13 protein-coding genes and 1 pseudogene are annotated in these 16,807 nt (G+C 70.2%); 6 read left to right on the plus strand and 8 right to left on the minus strand.

Annotated features, from left to right (window positions below; genetic code table 11):
• The first annotated feature begins 237 nt into the window (after positions 1–237).
• The 3 genes from IO33_RS0138430 to IO33_RS0138440 all read left to right on the plus strand — a co-directional run bounded on the left by IO33_RS0138430 (position 238) and on the right by IO33_RS0138440 (position 3,760).
• Positions 238–1,677, plus strand: a complete 1,440-nt coding sequence (locus IO33_RS0138430; protein ID WP_031173731.1) for a hypothetical protein — start codon at positions 238–240, stop codon at positions 1,675–1,677.
• Positions 1,674–2,825 (plus strand): ARPP-2 domain-containing protein, encoded by a 1,152-nt coding sequence (locus tag IO33_RS0138435; protein WP_037687076.1) that lies wholly within the window; start codon positions 1,674–1,676, stop codon positions 2,823–2,825. Before IO33_RS0138430 ends, IO33_RS0138435 begins: the two co-directional genes overlap by 4 nt.
• Before the next feature lie 86 nt (positions 2,826–2,911).
• Positions 2,912–3,760 carry a class I SAM-dependent methyltransferase gene (locus IO33_RS0138440; protein ID WP_031173733.1) on the plus strand — a complete coding sequence of 283 codons (849 nt, stop codon included), beginning with the start codon at positions 2,912–2,914 and terminating at the stop codon, positions 3,758–3,760.
• A gap of 547 nt (positions 3,761–4,307) precedes the next feature.
• On the opposite strand, the gene IO33_RS0138445 is transcribed toward IO33_RS0138440, so the two are convergent.
• Both IO33_RS0138445 and IO33_RS0138450 read right to left on the minus strand, forming a co-directional pair.
• Positions 4,308–5,141 carry a PIG-L family deacetylase gene (locus IO33_RS0138445; RefSeq protein ID WP_031173734.1) on the minus strand — a complete coding sequence of 278 codons (834 nt, stop codon included), beginning with the start codon at positions 5,139–5,141 and terminating at the stop codon, positions 4,308–4,310.
• Between the two features lie 668 nt (positions 5,142–5,809).
• The gene (locus IO33_RS0138450; protein WP_031173736.1) at positions 5,810–7,195 is read right to left on the minus strand and encodes an MFS transporter; all 1,386 of its coding nucleotides are present in this window, start codon (positions 7,193–7,195) and stop codon (positions 5,810–5,812) included.
• A 130-nt stretch (positions 7,196–7,325) separates the two neighbouring features.
• Here IO33_RS0138450 and IO33_RS0138455 point away from each other — a divergent pair, with 130 nt between their 5' ends.
• Entirely contained in the window at positions 7,326–7,976 is a 651-nt protein-coding gene (locus IO33_RS0138455) for a helix-turn-helix domain-containing protein (RefSeq protein ID WP_037687082.1), read from the plus strand.
• A 495-nt stretch (positions 7,977–8,471) separates the two neighbouring features.
• Here IO33_RS0138455 and IO33_RS0138465 read toward each other — a convergent pair.
• The 6 genes and pseudogenes from IO33_RS0138465 to IO33_RS0138495 all read right to left on the minus strand — a co-directional run.
• A pseudogene (locus IO33_RS0138465) lies at positions 8,472–8,828 on the minus strand (transposase family protein); the annotation flags it as partial.
• A gap of 71 nt (positions 8,829–8,899) precedes the next feature.
• Positions 8,900–9,373 (minus strand): carboxymuconolactone decarboxylase family protein, encoded by a 474-nt coding sequence (locus tag IO33_RS0138470; RefSeq protein WP_031173741.1) that lies wholly within the window; start codon positions 9,371–9,373, stop codon positions 8,900–8,902.
• A 485-nt stretch (positions 9,374–9,858) separates the two neighbouring features.
• Positions 9,859–10,155 (minus strand): hypothetical protein, encoded by a 297-nt coding sequence (locus IO33_RS0138480; RefSeq protein ID WP_031173743.1) that lies wholly within the window; start codon positions 10,153–10,155, stop codon positions 9,859–9,861.
• Positions 10,156–10,760: 605 nt separating this feature from the next.
• A complete protein-coding gene (locus tag IO33_RS0138485) occupies positions 10,761–11,129 on the minus strand; it encodes a nuclear transport factor 2 family protein (protein WP_031173745.1) in 369 nt (122 codons plus the stop codon).
• Positions 11,130–11,351: 222 nt separating this feature from the next.
• Positions 11,352–12,074: a DUF2993 domain-containing protein gene (locus IO33_RS0138490; RefSeq protein ID WP_031173746.1), complete on the minus strand. Its 723-nt coding sequence runs from the start codon at positions 12,072–12,074 to the stop codon at positions 11,352–11,354.
• Positions 12,075–12,106: 32 nt separating this feature from the next.
• On the minus strand, positions 12,107–14,311 hold the full coding sequence (locus IO33_RS0138495) for an MMPL family transporter (RefSeq protein ID WP_245236004.1): 2,205 nt from the start codon (positions 14,309–14,311) through the stop codon (positions 12,107–12,109).
• 188 nt (positions 14,312–14,499) lie between these two features.
• On the opposite strand from IO33_RS0138495, the gene IO33_RS46285 reads away from it, so the two are divergent.
• Both IO33_RS46285 and IO33_RS0138505 read left to right on the plus strand, forming a co-directional pair.
• The gene (locus tag IO33_RS46285) at positions 14,500–15,123 is read left to right on the plus strand and encodes a TetR/AcrR family transcriptional regulator (RefSeq protein ID WP_051927216.1); all 624 of its coding nucleotides are present in this window, start codon (positions 14,500–14,502) and stop codon (positions 15,121–15,123) included.
• A 279-nt stretch (positions 15,124–15,402) separates the two neighbouring features.
• The gene (locus IO33_RS0138505) at positions 15,403–16,701 is read left to right on the plus strand and encodes an erythromycin esterase family protein (protein WP_031173750.1); all 1,299 of its coding nucleotides are present in this window, start codon (positions 15,403–15,405) and stop codon (positions 16,699–16,701) included.
• Positions 16,702–16,807: the final 106 nt, after the last annotated feature.

Consider the following 16,807-nt stretch of genomic DNA (forward strand, 5'->3'; position numbering starts at 1 on the left):
CCACGCAGGTCAAGGCGATGCTGAACGGGCCGGCCGAGCTTCGCCGTCGCGATGTCGGCTGCCGTGCCGAGTAGACCAGGAGGGAAGTCGGTAGAAGGCTTGTGGCCTGCTCTGTTACGGTCCTGGGGCCGGCCGCGGGACTCCGGTGCGACTTCCGGAACCTGCCTATGAAGCAATGATTCGCAGCTCGTGCCCCCATTCCCCGGCCGGCGTCCACACCTATGGGGGAAGCATCGGATGGATTCGTACGGGGACCTCATCGCAGCCGATGATGTGCTGCTCTTCGTCAACGCAGCGATCACCTCCACCGGCCAGCATGAATTTCACAGCGATGCGGGCGAGCAGCGGCTGTCCCTGGACTTCCTCCATGCGTACATGCTGGGGAACTACCGTGACCTGTACGCCCGGGTCCTTGCGCTCGACATCAACGACTACAACGCAGCCCTCATCATCCGACGGCTGCTGGAGACCACCGGGGAGGCCACTGCCGACCAGCGTCGCAGCGAGGGCCGGCTGATCGCGTGTCGTTTGGCGACGCTGCCACCACAACGCGTGTACGGGCTGTTCGATGCCCTGCGCCGGGCCGGGGTGAACAACCGACGGACCCGCGCGATCATGCGCGACTGGCTGTCCGCCCGCCCGGACCTGGCGTTCGACGCCGTGAAGTACCGCAGCGGTCTCAAGCGGGCCCTTCGCCACGCGCACCTGGCCCCCGCCGCCGAAGAGCTGGGGGCGTTCGTGTTCGCGCCGCTGACCCGCAAGCACTACGCGACGCCTCTCTTGGAGTCGTGGCGCCGCGCGCACTACGAGCAGGCCGCCCTGTATGAGCTGCCCTATACGGCTGCCGAGGGCTTCGCGGCCAAGCACGGCATCCCCCGGGATGTCTTCCTGGAGCGCATCACCCCACGGATGACCCGCCTGGAGACCTTGCGGCTGCAGGAGTCGGCGCACAAGATCGGGACCACGGGAGTACAGGCAGACCTGACCAGGATGCCGCTGACCCGGTTGGCGACCTATGTGCTTTCGCTGCCGGTCAAGGACCGCCTGCGCCGACGTGCCGAACTGACCCACGCCCTGGAATCGGCCGCCGGCCGGGTGGCAGGCTCCCACCAGGGGAGCTGGGGCGAGGTCACCGCCGTACTGGACGACAGCTTTTCCACCTTCGGTTCGGTTCACAAGCGTCGTCGGCCGCTGGCTGTGGCCCTGGCCTGCCACTATCTGCTCGCGGCCCTTGCCGGCAACTACACCGGGCTGTGGACGTCCGGGCGCACTGACGCGCTGCTGACCCATCCGCACGGGCCGACGCCGGTGGGCCGGCGCATCCTCGACGCGCTGGACACCACACCGTCCAGGCTGGTGATCGTCTCCGATGGATGGGACAACGCGCCTCCCGGCCTGGCCGCCGAGGTGCTGCGCGTCTGGCGAACCCGCCTCGACCCCGGGCGTCGCACCAGCATCGTGCATCTCAACCCCGTCTACGACGCGGCCGATTTCGACGTGCGGCGCCTGTCCGCGACGGTGCCCACCGCGGGTATCCGCGACGCCGAGGACCTTCCCGCACTGGTGGAACTCGCCCAGTTCGCGGAGGGCCGGACCGGCCTGGCCGAATTGATCACCTACATGGACACCCGTGCGGCCCGCATGATGAGCGGCCGGAACCAGGAGCGGGCGCGATGACCACACTGGACCTGACAGGCCTGGCCACGCGTCCCGCACAGGTTTGGGGTGCCGTCCGTCTGGTGCCGCTCGTGCGTGACGAACCTGTCGACGATCTGCGTCTGCGCCCGCAGCTCTACGGTGATGGGGCGGGCTTGGTCGAGGTCGGCCCGCGCCATGCCTATGTCTCCTACATCCCGCACGGATTCGTCGCCACGTGGACGGGTGACGGCACGCCGGCGGCCGCCTACGGGACCCAGCTTTCCGCCGACGGCAACTCGGCTCCCAGCGCCACGATGGGCCTGCGCTTCCACCGCAGGATGGCCCGCCGCCAGGCCAAAGACCGGCTTCGGTTCCTCCCCATGCATCTGGCGCTGGAAGGCTACTTGGCACTGCACTTCGGTGGCCCCTCGCTCGCCTGGGCGGAGTGGTCGCAGCGTGCCATCCGTCAAGGGCTCTCCCCGCGCGTCGAGGAAGCCTATGTGGGCGCCGAAGTACGGGGGCTCACCGACGCGCTGCGCATCTTCGAGATCCACCCCGGCCAATGCGGCGTGATGGTCTACGTCGCGGATGCACTCGCGGCCGCATTCGCTGTCCCGCATCCCGACGACTACCGCGCACTCCACCCCACACTCGTGCAGGACCTGTACGGCGAACTGATCCACCACTACGCGACGCTGATGCCGCCGGTGCGGGATTTCCGGGCCCGCATTCCTGACGCGCACATCCACTCCCTGGCCGACCTGCGCACGGCAGTTGCCGAACAGGAGCACGCCTGGACGCATTTTCACGACACGACCATGCTGGCGGGCCTGCTGGATCAGGTGTACACCTGGCAGACGGTCTACCGGATGGGCCGCTTCACACTCTCCCGCTTCTTGCCGGCGTTCCGTCCCAAGCAGGAGAACCACATCGGCGAGGCCATCACCGACGACAGGGGCAGGATCACCTACCTCAAGACATTTCGCCTGTCGGAGACCCAGGTTCGCCGCGGTCACCTTCTCAGCAAGCTTGCCGCCAACGACTGGCACCTGGCGGACACCGCAGCCGAACTCGGCATCGATGAGGCCCAGCTGGGGCTGCGTCTGGAGTCTGCGGGCTTCGGTTTCCTGCTCCGCCAGGACGTCCTGGACGGATACCGCAAGCGAGGACGCACTCGGCCCGGATGAGGGCGGCGCGATCGACTGTGCCGGCCACGCATGAACCTGGCTCAACTCATCAGGCCCGCTTGGGATCGGTCATCTAGGCTGGCGTGGTGACTGATGAGCAGGAGCGGGTGCAGCCGTCGGGAGTGTGGGCCACGGCGGTGGGGGTGGCCAGGGTGCGGGCGCGGGAGACCGAGCGGGAGAACGCGCTGTTCCGCGACCCCCTGGCACAGGCCTTCGCCACCGCCGGCGGTCTGGGGCCCTCCTCGCCGCCGCCCGGTGACGAGGCCGCGCGACGCCGCCGGCTGGGCGTGGCGTTCTCCATCGTCATCAGGACGAAATTCCTCGACGAACTGTTGGAGCAGGCCTCCGACTCCGGGGTCCGGCAGGTCGTGCTACTCGGCGCCGGCATGGACAGCCGGGCCTTCCGGATGGACTGGCCCGAGGGCACCCGGCTGTTCGAGGTCGACACCGCCGCGCCACTGGACTTCAAGGCCTCGGTGCTGCGCCAGGAGCGGGCGGTCGCACGCTGTGAGCGGATCACCGTCCCGGCGGATCTGCGTGAGGACTGGCCAGGGGCGCTGGCCGCCGCTGGGCACGACCCGGCGGTGCCGACCGTGTGGATCGCCGAAGGTCTGCTGATCTATCTGCCCGAGGACGCGGTGGAGCTGCTGCTGGCCCGGATCAGCGCGCAGTCGGCGGCAGGCAGTCGGATGGGGCTGACGTTGGGCACGCGCGGCGTGATCGAGCGGTTCAGCGCGGACGCCGTGCCGGGATCGGCGGCGGCCATGTGGGTCTCGGAGATGCCCGACGACCCGGTGGGCTGGCTGGCCGGGCACGGCTGGGAGGCCGACAGCTACACCCTGCGCGAGCGCGCCGCCGCCTACGGCCGCCCGATCAGCACCCCGCCGCAGGGTGAGGAGCGGCCCGGCGGACTGATCTCGGCGGTCCGCCGTTAGGGCGCCTCCCGGTTCCCTGGATGAACGATTCCAAGGGTGCCGCCTGATGAGTGGAGCCAGGCTCATGCGCGGCCCGGCGGGTCGTGTGCGCACTGACCGCCTACGACCCCTGACGCTGTCCGTGAGGACGACCAGTCCCGCGCGGCTTCTCGGGAAGCGAGCCGGCCACTGCGGTGGGAGGTCCGGCGGGTGACGCGCCGGGGCATGATGGTGATCGCGGCCAAGGCGGAGTCACGAGACCTGGCGCCCGCGTCTGCTCCGGAGACGGGCTGTGCGGGGCGGCCCGCAGCTTGTCTTGGCCACCGGCCACCTGCCAGCCCGTCCGGTCGATCCCCGCCCAGCGCGTCGACGTTCCCGCTCAACGGCCCTGCCCGGACGGAAGGGTGGCGGCTGGCGTCCCCGTAGCCGCCACGCGACCGGGCAGGGCCAACCTGCCTGATGATCGAGGGCCGCCGGGGCGGAACCCATGGGACGATCCTTCGGGCGTGCGGGCGCGCCCGATCGAGCCGTACGGACCATGAGCTCTCCGCCCCGGCGGGCGGGCGGATCAGCGCAGTCCGGCGAAGAGGTCGTTCTCGGGTACGGCCGCGCCGGTGGTGTCCTGGACGCGAACGAAGGTCTCGACGCCCATCAAACCGGTGAACCTCTCCAGGCCCATCCTGAGGAAGAAGATGTTCTCGCCCTGGCTGGCGTGCGCGGCCAGCGCATCGAACTTCTGGCCGCTGAACGCCGTGGTGTCCACCCAGGTGGTGATCTCCTCGTCGGGAAGTCCGATCTCGGCCACAGCGGCGGCCTCAGCGGGATCCGGCTCCTGCCAGTCCCCACCGAACTCGCGCATGACCTCCCCGAACCGCTGCATCATCGAGCGGGGCGCCGTCGTCCAGTACACCTTCGGTGTCAGCTCGGTCATGGCCAGCGCCGCCATCGTGATCCGGTTGGCCTGGATGTGGTCGGGGTGGCCATAGAAGCCGTTCTCGTCATAGGTGACGACCACATCGGGCTGGTAGCGACGCAAGAGCTCCGCGAGTCGTGCGGCACCCTCCTCCACGGGTGTCTGCCAGAAGGAGCCGGGAGCGTCATTGGTCGGCCAGCCCATCATCCCGGAGTCCGCGTAGTCCAGCGTCTCCAGATGACTGACCTTCAGGACTTCGCAGCTTGCCTCGAGTTCTTGCCGCCGCATCACGGCAACGGCCGCCGGATCGTGTCCGGGATCGCCCGGCTTGACACCCCCCGGTCCGTCACCGCAGCCGCCGTCGGTACACGTGACGAGGACCGTGCGGATGCCCTCCGCCGCGTACTGCGCCAGGACACCTCCCGTTCCGGTGGCCTCGTCGTCGGGGTGGGCGTGTACCGCCATGAGCGTCAAAGGCCGGTCGTTCATGAATCAGTCCTCCTGTGTGAAAAGGCCTTGGTCCGAGTCCGCGGCGGGGCTGCGAGTGCTCGCCCCTCACTATCGGATGTCGGATGACCGGGCGTACCGCGGACCCGAGGGCCCTCGGATCACGCGGGACGGCCTCTTGGCCTCTGTGTTGCTCACCCGCGCGACGCCGGTCTCCTGGCCGTGCAACAGCGTCGGCCGGACCGGTTGTTCCCGCCGCGCACCGGAACACACCTGGCACTTGGCCTTCGCGAGAGCGCCGGCGTACCGCACCGGCCCGGCCGCGGCAGGTTGATGCGCGGATCGCAACTCCTAGCAGAGGCCCCGTGTAAGGACCAAGGGGCACGTCCGGCAGCGCGCCGACGGCCCGCGACCTCTCCGCACGGGCCGTGGGCTCGGCGGCGCCCGGGACTTGAGCGGTTGATGCACCACTCGACGGTGTTGGGCCTCGTCCGCGTCGACCGCCCGCTTCGATCGCGGCCAGCTCGCCGAACGATCCGAGCCCAGCGCCGCATGAGCCACCTCAACTGATCCTGAGTCCGTGTCGGCGGTTAGTGTTCGGGGCCGCATGCGCGAGTCGGGAGGGCAGTCATGGCTGAGGGGCCGAGCACGCGCGACGAGGGAGACGCGGCCCTCAACGGACAACGGGGCGTTGCAGTGAGTCGCGCCGCTCACCGCGTCTGTGGGGAGGCGAGGCCCGTGGTGGCCTCCTTCGGCCGTGATACGTGAGCGATGAGGAAGAGCAGTACTCCACAGGTGGCGACCAGGATCCAGCCCGGGCGGGACGCGTGTGCGAGCCCTGTAGGGCTGGTGGCCGAGACCAGGCCGCCGGCGAGAGCGATGCCGAGGGCGGAACCGAGTTGCCGTGCGGTGGAAGTGATCGCCCCGGCCACGCCGGCACGGGCGGGTGGCAGTCCGTTGACCGCGGTGTTGGTGATGGGGGCGTTGGCGAAGCCGAACCCGATACCGATGAGCGAGTATGCGGCCAGAAGCAGGAGCACGCTCGTGTGCGGGGTGAGCCGGACCAGGCAGAGCCCGCCGACCGTGATGAAACCGCCGGCGAGGAGCAGCGGCAGCCGCGGTCCCTTGCGACCGACCATGCGGCCGGACCACGGGGCGCAGACGGTCGCTCCGACGGCCAAGGGCAAGGTGGCCACGCCGGCGGCCAGCGGCGTCCATTCCCGGGTGTGCTGCAGGTACAGGGTGTTCAGCAGTAGTGTCATGTTCAGGGCAACGAAGACCGCCACGGCGCCCACGACGGCACCGCTGAAGACCGGGCGCCCGAAGAGCCGCGGATCCATCAGCGGTTCACCCCGGCGGGACTCGACCCACACGAATCCCACGGTCGCCACACCAGCCCACGCGTATCCCGCCAGCGCGGCAGGCGACGTCCAGCCGATGCGCGGCCCTTCGATCAGGACGCCGACCACGGCTGCGAGGACCATGGTCAGCAGGGCCTGGCCGGGCAGGTCGAGCCGCCGGGCCCGCTGTGCCCGGGACTCCGGTACGAACACCGCGCTGAGCAGCAGAGCCGCCGCGATGACGGGTGCGTTGATCCAGAACAGCGCCCGCCAGTCGAGCCCTGCGAGCAGTGCGCCGCCCGTGACGGGTCCGGCGGCCATGCTCAGTCCGAACACGGACGCCCAGATCCCGATCGCCTGCGCCCGTTCCTTCGGGTCTGGCATCGTGTTCACCACGATCGCTAGCGCGACGGGGCTGAGCATCGAGGCGCCGACTCCCTGCAGGGCACGGGCCGCGATGAGTACGCCCGCCGACGGGGCGAGCGCGCAGACCAGTGAGGCCGCGCCGAAGACGGCCAGCCCGCACTGGAACACCCGACGCCGCCCGAAGCGATCCGCCAGTGCGCCGGAGGAGATCAGGAGACTGGCCAGGACGAGGGTGTAGGCGTCCACGATCCATTCGAGACCGCGCGTGCCGACATCCAGACCGCGCCCGATGGCCGGCAGCCCCACATTGACGATGGTGGTGTCCAGGCCCACCAGGAACATGCTCAGGCAGCAGACGGCCAGTACCGTCCAGCGTCTGCGTGTACTCAACTTGGGTTGAACAGGGTGCGTCGTCGCGGTCACGGTCTACCTCTGAATCTCTGGGAACAGTGCCCGGCAAGGCTCGGCCCTGGCGACGGCCGCAGCCCATCGATTTTGCGGACCCTGCAAAAATGGCTCCATGAACACAGGACCCAGGGACGCGGAGCTGGAGCAGATCCTCGATGGCATCGGGCCCCGGCTGCGCAGGCTGCGCCGGGAACGGGGACTCACTCTTGAGGCACTCGCGGCCACGACCGGGATCTCGGTCAGCACGCTGTCCCGGGTGGAATCGGGCAATCGGCGCCCGACTCTGGACCTGCTCATCCCGCTGGCACGGGCGCACCGCGTAGCACTCGACCAGCTGGTGGCGGCGCCGGCCAGCGGTGACCCTCGGGTGCACCTCCGGCCCCTGCACAAGGAGCGCGGGAGCGTCCTCGTACCCCTGACGCAGTATCCGGGCCGCGTGCAGGTCTTCAAGCAGGTACTGGCACCCCGCCAGCCGGAACTGGTCACCCACGAGGGCTACGAATGGCTCTACGTCCTCGCCGGTCGGCTACGCCTCATCCTCGGGGCGCAGGACTTCACGCTGCGGCCCGGCGAGGTGGCCGAGTTCGACACCAGCGAGCCCCACTGGTTCGGCCCCGCGGACACGAGCGCCGTGGAGATCCTGCACCTGTTCGGTCCACGAGGAGACCAAGCCGTCGTCCGCGCCCGACCGTCCACAACCGACGCCGCCCCGCCGACCGCCCCCCAACCCACCGTCAACAACGCCATGACCCGCAACAACTAGGACTTGTCCGGCCGATCATGTCCAGAGCCGGATCCGCCGGCTGCGGCGGTGGCCTTGTTGCGATCGTCATAGACCGCCCCCGCCCAATAGGCTGACATGTACAGTTCCGATCTGGAATCCGGTGGGTATGCAGGGCACGCCCACCGGATTCCGGAGGCGCGGAGGTCAAAGGGGGAGGTCGTGTCATGTTTGCGGTGATCTACCGGTGGCGTTTGCACGAAGGCAAGGAGCAGCAGTTCGCAGCTGGTTGGCACCGCGTGACACATGCGATGCACAAGCACTGCGGCAGCTACGGATCACGTCTGCATCAGGCCGATGACGGCACCTGGGTGGCGTACGCACGGTGGCCGGATGCCGCCACTCGCGAGGGGTGCCCCGACGTGGACCCCGAAGGGGAAGCCATGATGAGTGAGGCGATCGCTGAGCACCTCCCCACAATTCGATGTCATGTGGTGGACGACCTTCTCGCAGAACCCCGTGACTAGGTCCGGCCGATCATGTACGGAGCCACATGACCAGGGCCGCCGCAGTGGCAGTGCCGAGGAAGACGTAGCCGCGCTTGTCATAGCGGGTAGCCACGGCCCGGGACTGCTTGAGCCTGTTGACCACCCGCTCCACGCTGTTCCGCTTCTTGTACCGCTCTTCGTCGAAGCCGGGTGGCCGTCCGCCACGTGAGCCTCTGCGGACGCGAGCGGCCTGGCTGTCGGCCTTCTCCGGAATGATGTGGCGGATGCCCCGGCGCCGCAGGCAGGTGCGGCACGGACTGTTGCTGCATCCCTTGTCGGCCGCGAGACTGTCGGGTTTCGTGCGTGGCCGGCCCGGCCCGATGCGCGGAACGCGGATCTTTTCGAGCGACCTCCCCGGCCACCTTGGTCACGCCGCCCTGGCCCGCCGTGCCTGACCGGCCAGGATGCGGCGGCGATTCAGTGGAACTGGCCGACCTGGTAATCGCCGGCCGGCTGCTGGGTGATGACGTTCAGGCGGTTCACCGCGTTCATGAACGAGACGAACAGCACGAGGGCCGTGAGCTGCTCCTCGTCGTAGTGCTGGGCGGCACGCTCCCACACTTCGTCACTGACCCCGACGGCCGCGTCCGCGACCCGGGTCCCCTGCTCCGCCAGTGCGAGCGCGGCGCGCTCGGCCTCGGTGAAGACCGTTGCTTCCCGCCAGGCCGGGACCAGGTTCAGCCGCACCGGGCTCTCGCCGGCAGCAGCGGCTTCCTTGGTGTGCATGTCGATGCAGACCGCGCAGCCGTTGATCTGGCTCACGCGCAGCGCCACCAGCTCCTGCGTCGCGGCCGGCAGCGGCGATTCCTTCAGTTCCCGGCCAGCTGACATGAAGTACTTGAGGGCCTTGCCGGCGGTCGGGCTGGCGAAGTAGTCCAGTCGCGCGTCCATCGTGTGCTCCTCCACGTTCGTCGATGCCTTCACCCCCGAGACGAGACGGCCCTCACTCCTGTGACATGCCAGGGTGTGAGCCATGTCTCTACGCCGATCGGGTTCGTGATGTCACGGACCGGGTCCCGGCCACGGCTGGGGTCCGAGAGACCTCAAGCAGGAAGCTGATGACGAACCTTGCGCTGTGGATCAGCGCCGGGCGTCTCGTGCCCGCCTGCCACATGCCCGGCGCTGCGGTCGTGTCCTACGTCGATGACAAGCCGAGGGAGAGAGCCCCGCGGAAGCCGGCAAACAACCGCGCGGTACTGCAGGCGCTTGAGGCGGGCGCCGACCAGCGCCTCCAGCCGGTCCACGGTGATCGCGGCGAGGTGGGGTTCGTGCTCGTGCCTGTGGTCAGGGGCTGTCGCCGTCCCCGGTCGAAGCGGCCCCGGTCGGCGGGCCCGCCCGTTGACGCGCCGTGGTTGGGGTGACAGTCGGGACTGTGGTCAGGGTGTGTCGCCGGAGTAGTAGAGGCGGCAGCCCACACCTGGACCCGATGACCGAGGCTCGCCACGGCGCGGGTCGTACAGCGACCGCCCGCCGGGGAACTGCCCGAGCTCGGTGGGCAGGGCCGCGCCCTCCTCGACTTCCTCCGGCCGCCAGCCCGTGATGTCCAGCAACAGCCCGTCCAACGGCCCGCCTGTCAGCGCCGCGTAAGTCCGCCACGGCAGCGGGCCAGGGTCGGGGTCGTCGTGGTCACGGCCATAGACCCGGCCGCGCAGCAGCTGCTCATCACCGTCCATCACTCCAGCTTTCCATTCGCCACCGACAACGCGAGCGTGCGCGGGGCCCGCTTTGGGCTTTCCCTCATGGCCGGTCGTCGCGGCTTGGCCGGGTCAGGTGCGGAATCGGGAAGGACAGGAACCAGGGCACTTCGCAGCCGAGCGACATCGATCCGGCACTGGTTCAGGCCGCCGTACAACGCGCCGTGAACCCTGCGGTACTCGGCGCGAGCGCCAGATCGACCAGCGTCCGTATCGGCCCGTCCGACCCGGACAGCACACAAGGGTTCGCTCAAGCTCGCCGCCTGCCTCGGTTTCCAGCGCATGAGCACCTTCGAGGCGCACGGCGCACAACAAACCCTCGCCGCAACCAACCTGCACTCACTCCGAGCCTGAACCGCGCGCGACGCGGCCGCCACGCCCACCGGGGTCGGCGCCGTACGGTCGCCGGAAGGTGACGCTACCGCTGGCCGCACGGGGGATTTCGCGCTGGCCGCTGTCCCCACCCAACGGGCGGCCCTGTGCCGGAAGTCGAGTGCGGGACCACAGTCCGTCGCGCTCCTCGCGGCCGTCGACACCGAGGCGCAACGGCACGGGCTCCGTGATCCGATGTGTCTCCCGAAGGTTCATGCTTCAGGGAGCCGGTCGAGGAAGCCGAGGACGGAGGCGATCCGGCCGTCCTCGGCCAGAGTGATCACATCCGAGCCGGCGACCGGCGCGGAGCCGTCGGCGGTGGACACCAGCTCCCAGCTGAAGCGGGCGATGTGATGGTTGCCGTCCACGTCACCGGCCAGCTTGAACTCAAAGCCGGGGAACTGCTCGTGCGCTGCCCGGATGACCGCGGCGATCGCCTCGTGACCGCGCACGTCGGCCAGCGGGTCGGTGTAGGTGCCGTCCTCGGACCACGCCGCGGCAACCGTCTTGGTGAGCGTGTCCGCGCCGGTGGCATTCCACGCCTCGAAGTATCGGGCGACAGCGGCGGCGTACATCGACATGACAGAGGCTCCTCTGGTGGTGAAGTGGGTTGAGGGTCAAGGGGGTTGAACCAGGCTCCGGGCCGGAGTGCGCCGGTCCGGAGCCCGATGACGCCACTCTGCCGCGTCTTCGCCGGCCGCACGATTACCGCCCAGGTAATGACGGCGCCGGCCCACCCAGCGACCAGCCTTCCTGCCTGTACGGAGTCCTGGGGTCCTTCCCGGCACCTGCCGCTCGGACGGTCAGGCGGCTGCCCCGCCCGCGTTCGGCGTCGGCCCGGCGGCGATGGAGAAGCCGAGGACGAGGCCGTCGCCGGCGGCGTGCGCCGATGTGAGCGCGACGCCGTGGGGCAGTTGGGTGACGGCCACGGTCCTGGGCCTCAGCTCGTCGCGGAGCCCGGAGGTGGCCGGCAGGCCGGCCAGGTCGTCGACGGCCACGCTGCGGCCGAGGACGCTCACCGCGGTGGGCGTGATGGTGAAGGCGTGCGCGGTCGTGGACAGGGTCGCCCGCACGGTGACCGGCAGTCCCAGGCGGCCGACGCTCCCGGTGAGGATCAGGCCGCCGTTCTGACCGCCGGCTGTCAGGCCTTTGCCCAGCGTGCCCAGGCGCCGGGTCACCTGGTCGTATCCCAAGGTGGCGGTCCCGGTCCCGCCGGCGCTGTCGCCGTTCGTCGTGACGTCTTTCAGACGGGCGGTCACATCCAGCACCGCATGCTGACGGTGTACGCCCTTCGCGCTCACCTCGATGTCTCCGACCTCCCCGCCGAGGGTACGAAGGCCCGCGAGCGGGCTGGTGAGATCGGCGTGCACCGGGCCCTCCGGCTTCAGCCGGCGCGAGGCTTGGGCGACGACCCGCTCCTCGGTCCGGTGCTCGACCAGAAGGTCGGTCGCACAGGTGAGGAGGGCCAGGGTCGCGGCGGTCGCGACCAGGATGACGCGGGTCCTTCCGCGGCGGTTCGATGTCATGTGGTCACTGCTCCGGATCGGTCGGCGGGCGGTCAGGGGTGCAGGCGCGGGAGGACCCGGTCGAGTCGGCGGGGTATCCACCAGTTCGCCCGGCCGATGAGGAACATGGCGGACGGCACCAGGATCAGGCGGACCACCGTGGCGTCGATGATCACGCTGATCGCCAGCCCCAGGGCGAGCATCTTCACGACCACGGTCGGTGAGGCGGTGAAGGACAGGAACACCGCGGTCATGATGAAGGCCGCCGCGGAGATCACGCGCGCCGTCGCGGACAGCCCCTCCCCCACGGCGAGCCGGTTGTCACCGGTGCGGTGCCAGGCGTCGGCGATCCGGGACAGCAGGAAGATCTCGTAGTCCATGGACAGCCCGAAGACGATCGCGAACATCATCATCGGCACGTACGACTCGATGGGCACCGGCTCGGAGAGCCCGAGCAGTGCGTCACCCCAGCCCCACTGGAAGACCGCGACGAGCACGCCGTAGGACGCGGCGGTGGTGCAGAGGTTGAGCACGACGGCCTTGAGCGGGATCACCAGGCTGCGGAAGACCGTCATGAGCAGCAGGAAGGCCAGGACCAGGACGATGCCGATGACGATGGGCAGCCGTGTGCCGACCGTGTCCCGGAAGTCGGCCTGGCCAGCCACGGTTCCGGTGAGGTAGGCCTCGGCGCCGGTGCCGTGGAGGGCCTTCGGCAGTGCCTGTTCGCAGAGGGTGTCGAGCAGGTCGCCGGTCGCGGCGTCCTGCGGGCCGGTGGTCGGGGTGAGCGTGGTCACGAGGATCCTCCCGTCGGCGCTCGCCTTGAGGGGGGTGAAGGCGGCCACGCCGTGGGTGGTCCTCAGGGCCGTGGTCACGTCGTCCGTGATCCGGTCGACGGACGGCTTCGCACCGCTCACATCGACGACGGCGACGATCGGGCCGTTCGCCCCCGCGCCGAAGCCCTGCCCGTCGGCGTGCGCGATCCAGTCGTACGCGGTTCGGGTGCTGCTGCCGGGTCGGTCGGCGCCGGCGTCGACGTGTCCGAGGCGCATCGACAGCAGGGGCAGGGAGCACATGCCGAGAATGGCGACACCCGCGGCGAGGAACCCCCACGGGGACCGGGCGACGCGGTTCGCGTAGCGGTTTCGGCCGTCTCCGGCCGCCGTGCCCTCCGCTACCGGGCGGCGCAGCCGGAGCCGGTCGATGCGCCTGCCGACCAGTCCCAGGGCCGCCGGTACGAGGGTGAGGGCGGCAGCGGCGGTGACGACGACGGCGAGGGTGGCCGCGAGGCCGATCTTTCCGATGAAGGTCAGCCCGCAGGCATAGAGACTGAGCATGGCGACGGCCACGGTCAGGGCGGCTATGAGGACGGCACGTCCGCTGGTGTGCGCGGTGCGGGCCGCGGCGTCGACCGGGTCGCGCCCGTCGATGAGGTCCTGACGGAAGCGCGTCGTCAGAAACAGGGCGTAGTCGATGCCGACGCCCAGGCCGATCATGCCGGCGAGGGTGGTGGCCGAGGTCGCGAAGGAGAGTGTGGCGGCGACGATGCCCACGATGCCGAGGCCGACCCCGACGCTGATGAGCGCGGTGATCAGCGGGAGCAGGGCGGCGAGGGCGCTGCCGAAGGCCAGCAGCAGGATGACCAGGGCGGTGACGACGCCTACGCCCTCGCTCAGCTTGTCGTCGGCCGGCGCCCGGACCACCTGATCGAGATCGCCGCCGTAGGCGACGCCGAGCCCCGCGGCCCGGGCGGGCCCGGTCGCCTTGTCCAGTCGCCCGGTGTAGTCGTGGCCGAGGTTCTTCAGCTGTTCGTCGAAGGAGACGGTGGTGTACGCGGTACGTCCGTCGGTGCTGGTGACGGGCGCTGAGACGGCGGTGACGTGCGGCAGATCGCGCAGGTCGGCCAGGGTCCGGTCGAGCGCGGACCGCTGGTCGGCCAGGGCGCCGGACGCGGTGTGGAACACGATCTTGCCGCCCGGCCTGCCCGCCTGCGGCATCGAGGTGGCGAGGAGGTCGGAGCCGGTGTGGGAGGCGGTGCCGGGCAGGCTGACCTGGTCGCTGAAGGTGGGCGCGGCGAGGTGCCGTCCGGCCAGGGCGCCGACGAGGACCAGGAGCCAGGCGGCGATCACCGCTGCCGGGTGCCGGGCACAGAAGCCGCCGATGCGGCCGAGTCCGCGGCGGGCCGCGGCGAAGTCCGTCGCCGGATGCGCGGCGGTGTGCGCTCCGGGCGGCGTGGATGGGTGCTGCAGAGGTCGGGCCACTGGGGTCTCCAAGGAAAGTGTCACGAGTGACACGAACTCTAGAGAGAAAGTGGCAATGATGACAATTGGCAGTCATGCCATTCGCGGATGCGACGCACCTGGGAGGGCACGCGCACCAGGCGCGACCGGCGCGGGAGTGGCATGCGTGTCAATTGACAGTCGCGCCACCATGGCGGGAGGCTTCGGACATGCCGACTGAGATCGCCCCCGCCGGACTGCGCGAACGCAAGAAAGAGGAGACGCGGCGCCGCCTGCTGGAAGGGGCCGCGCGCCTGTTCAGACAACGTGGCTTCGAGGCCACCACGGTTGCCGACATCGCCGCATACGCGAATGTCTCCGTGCGCACCTTCTTCCGCTACTTCGAGAGCAAGGAGGCGCTGCTGCTGCCGGACGGCGTCGAGATCTTCGCCTACGTCGAGAACGCTCTGGCCCTGCGTCCGGCACACGAGGAGCCCCTGGACGCGGTGTGCAACGCTCTGCTGGAGGCGGCCGAGCCGTTCGCCGCCTCCACTCTGACCGCCCTCAGCCACCCGGTCCAGGACATCGAGAACGTCGTCACGGCCCGGCTCGTCCAGGCCTTCTCCGACTTCGAGGAGCGCCTCAGCGTCCTGGTCGAGCGCAGACTGCCACCGGACACACCGGACGCCGACCTGACGGCCGCGGTGATCGCGTGCGCCGCCCTGTCCGCGGTGCGTGCCGTACTACGCACCCGCAGGGCTCGCCGGGCGTCCGGCCTCACGGACACGGGCCCAGCGCCCCTGCCGCGCGCCTTCGGGATACTGCGCGGGATCGCCTCGCACGAACGACCCTGACAGCGAGCCAGGGCTGGTGGCCGCGGCGGGACCGGCACGGCGCGTCGTCAGCCTGTTCGCGATGCAGATCGCAGCGCGCGTTCGTCGCCCGGCTCCCGCGTCGTACGGACTTCGGAACCGGGTGTCGGCTCAGCTGCGGACACGGCGATCAGTTCCTTCACGACCACTGGGCAGCCGGCCCGGCCCTCGCACCACATAGCGGGAGGTCGCGAACAGCCGGACGCCGCACACGACTTCGGTGTTCCGCCCGCGTGAGCGCCGGCTGCTAGGGTCGCGATCATGGGCACCAGTCACCCGCTCACCCTCGCTGAATGGACCACCCGCAACGCGGTCCGTCTCACCGCTGACGATCCCGATGCACCGTTCGACGACCTGGCGATGCTGCACCGACTCGTCGGCGATGCGCGAGTGGTCGCTCTCGGCGAGAACTCCCACCAGATACGCGAGTTCGGGCTGCTGCGCGAACGGATCCTGCGCTTCCTGGTCCGGGAATGCGGATTCACCGTCTACGCCGTGGAGTTCGGGGCTGCCTCCGGCCGGGCGGTCGATGCCTGGGTGCAGGGTGGCGACGGCGACCTCGACACGTTGCTCACGCCTCGTCCGGACGGCTACCCGGGCCAGTCCGCCGAGGGCCGCGACACCTTGCGGTGGCTGCGCTCCCACAACACCACGGCAACGCACCCGGTCCGCTTCGCCGGACTCGACATCCCGGCAGCCGGCGGCTCCCTGGCGCCCGCACTGGAGCCGGTCGCCAGGTATCTGGCTGACGTCGATCCCGGCGCTGTGCGCTACGCCCGTACCGCCCTGGAACTGGCAGAGCCACTCACGGGCGGCTCGGGCCTCGTCTCCGCCCATGCCCGCGTCGCCCTCGGCCCCGAGCCGCAGGACCGGCTCTCGGCAACGCTCGGCCGGCTGCTCAACCGCGTCACGGCCATGCGCGAGATCTACATCCAGCGCAGCGGACACCACGCCTACGACCGCGCACTCTCGGACGTCTGGGCAGCTTGGCGCACCGACCAGATGCAGCGCGCGATGTCCGAACTCCTCAGCGGCGCACCGGACGCCGCCGATCTCGCCGCCCGCGACCGCTACCTGGCCGACAGTCTGCTGGAGCTGCTCGACCGGTCCGCACCTGGCACCCGCATCGTGGTCACCGCGCACAACGCCCACATTCAGCGCACCACCAGCCCCAAAGGCAGCCCGCTACCCCGTATCCCCATGGGGCACGCCCTCGCCCAGGAACTCGGCACGGATTACGTGTCCGTGGCACTGACGAGCGGCGGCGGCCGGACCGTGCGGAACGTGCCCGATCCGGCGCATCCCGCCGGCATGCGCCAGTCCGCGGCCGACGCCCCGCCAGCGACCCCCGACAGCCTTGAGGCCCTGTTCTCGGCGGTGCCGCAGGCACCGGCACTGGTGGACCTCCGCGCACTGCGCGCGCACGCCCGGCGCCACGAACTGCCGGAGCCCACCCGCATCCGCATGGACGACGGCTTCCTTCCCGTTCCCGCCCTGGACGCCTACGACGCGGCGGCCAGCGTGCCCCGCACCACGCTCACGGCGGACCTCGGCGAGTAGACCGGGCCCCGGTCGTCTCCTTGCGACGGGTCGGCGCCTCGGGCACCACCTGTCCCTTGGGGTGGCTGGGGCTCGTGGTCGGGGCAGGCTTCACAGAGCTTCGGAC

This window comes from Streptomyces durhamensis (assembly GCF_000725475.1).
Taxonomy (GTDB): Bacteria; Actinomycetota; Actinomycetes; order Streptomycetales; family Streptomycetaceae; genus Streptomyces; species Streptomyces filipinensis.

What these genes read in the sequence shown, in the direction of transcription:
- IO33_RS0138430 (WP_031173731.1), top strand. Translation starts at nt 238, where the DNA reads ATGGATTCGTACGGGGACCTCATCGCAGCCGATGATGTGCTGCTCTTC.
- IO33_RS0138435 (WP_037687076.1), top strand. Translation starts at nt 1,674, where the DNA reads ATGACCACACTGGACCTGACAGGCCTGGCCACGCGTCCCGCACAGGTT.
- IO33_RS0138445 (WP_031173734.1), bottom strand. Translation starts at nt 5,141, where the DNA reads ATGAACGACCGGCCTTTGACGCTCATGGCGGTACACGCCCACCCCGAC.
- IO33_RS0138455 (WP_037687082.1), top strand. Translation starts at nt 7,326, where the DNA reads ATGAACACAGGACCCAGGGACGCGGAGCTGGAGCAGATCCTCGATGGC.
- IO33_RS0138470 (WP_031173741.1), bottom strand. Translation starts at nt 9,373, where the DNA reads ATGGACGCGCGACTGGACTACTTCGCCAGCCCGACCGCCGGCAAGGCC.
- IO33_RS0138480 (WP_031173743.1), bottom strand. Translation starts at nt 10,155, where the DNA reads ATGGACGGTGATGAGCAGCTGCTGCGCGGCCGGGTCTATGGCCGTGAC.
- IO33_RS0138485 (WP_031173745.1), bottom strand. Translation starts at nt 11,129, where the DNA reads ATGTCGATGTACGCCGCCGCTGTCGCCCGATACTTCGAGGCGTGGAAT.
- IO33_RS0138490 (WP_031173746.1), bottom strand. Translation starts at nt 12,074, where the DNA reads ATGACATCGAACCGCCGCGGAAGGACCCGCGTCATCCTGGTCGCGACC.
- IO33_RS46285 (WP_051927216.1), top strand. Translation starts at nt 14,500, where the DNA reads ATGCCGACTGAGATCGCCCCCGCCGGACTGCGCGAACGCAAGAAAGAG.
- IO33_RS0138505 (WP_031173750.1), top strand. Translation starts at nt 15,403, where the DNA reads ATGGGCACCAGTCACCCGCTCACCCTCGCTGAATGGACCACCCGCAAC.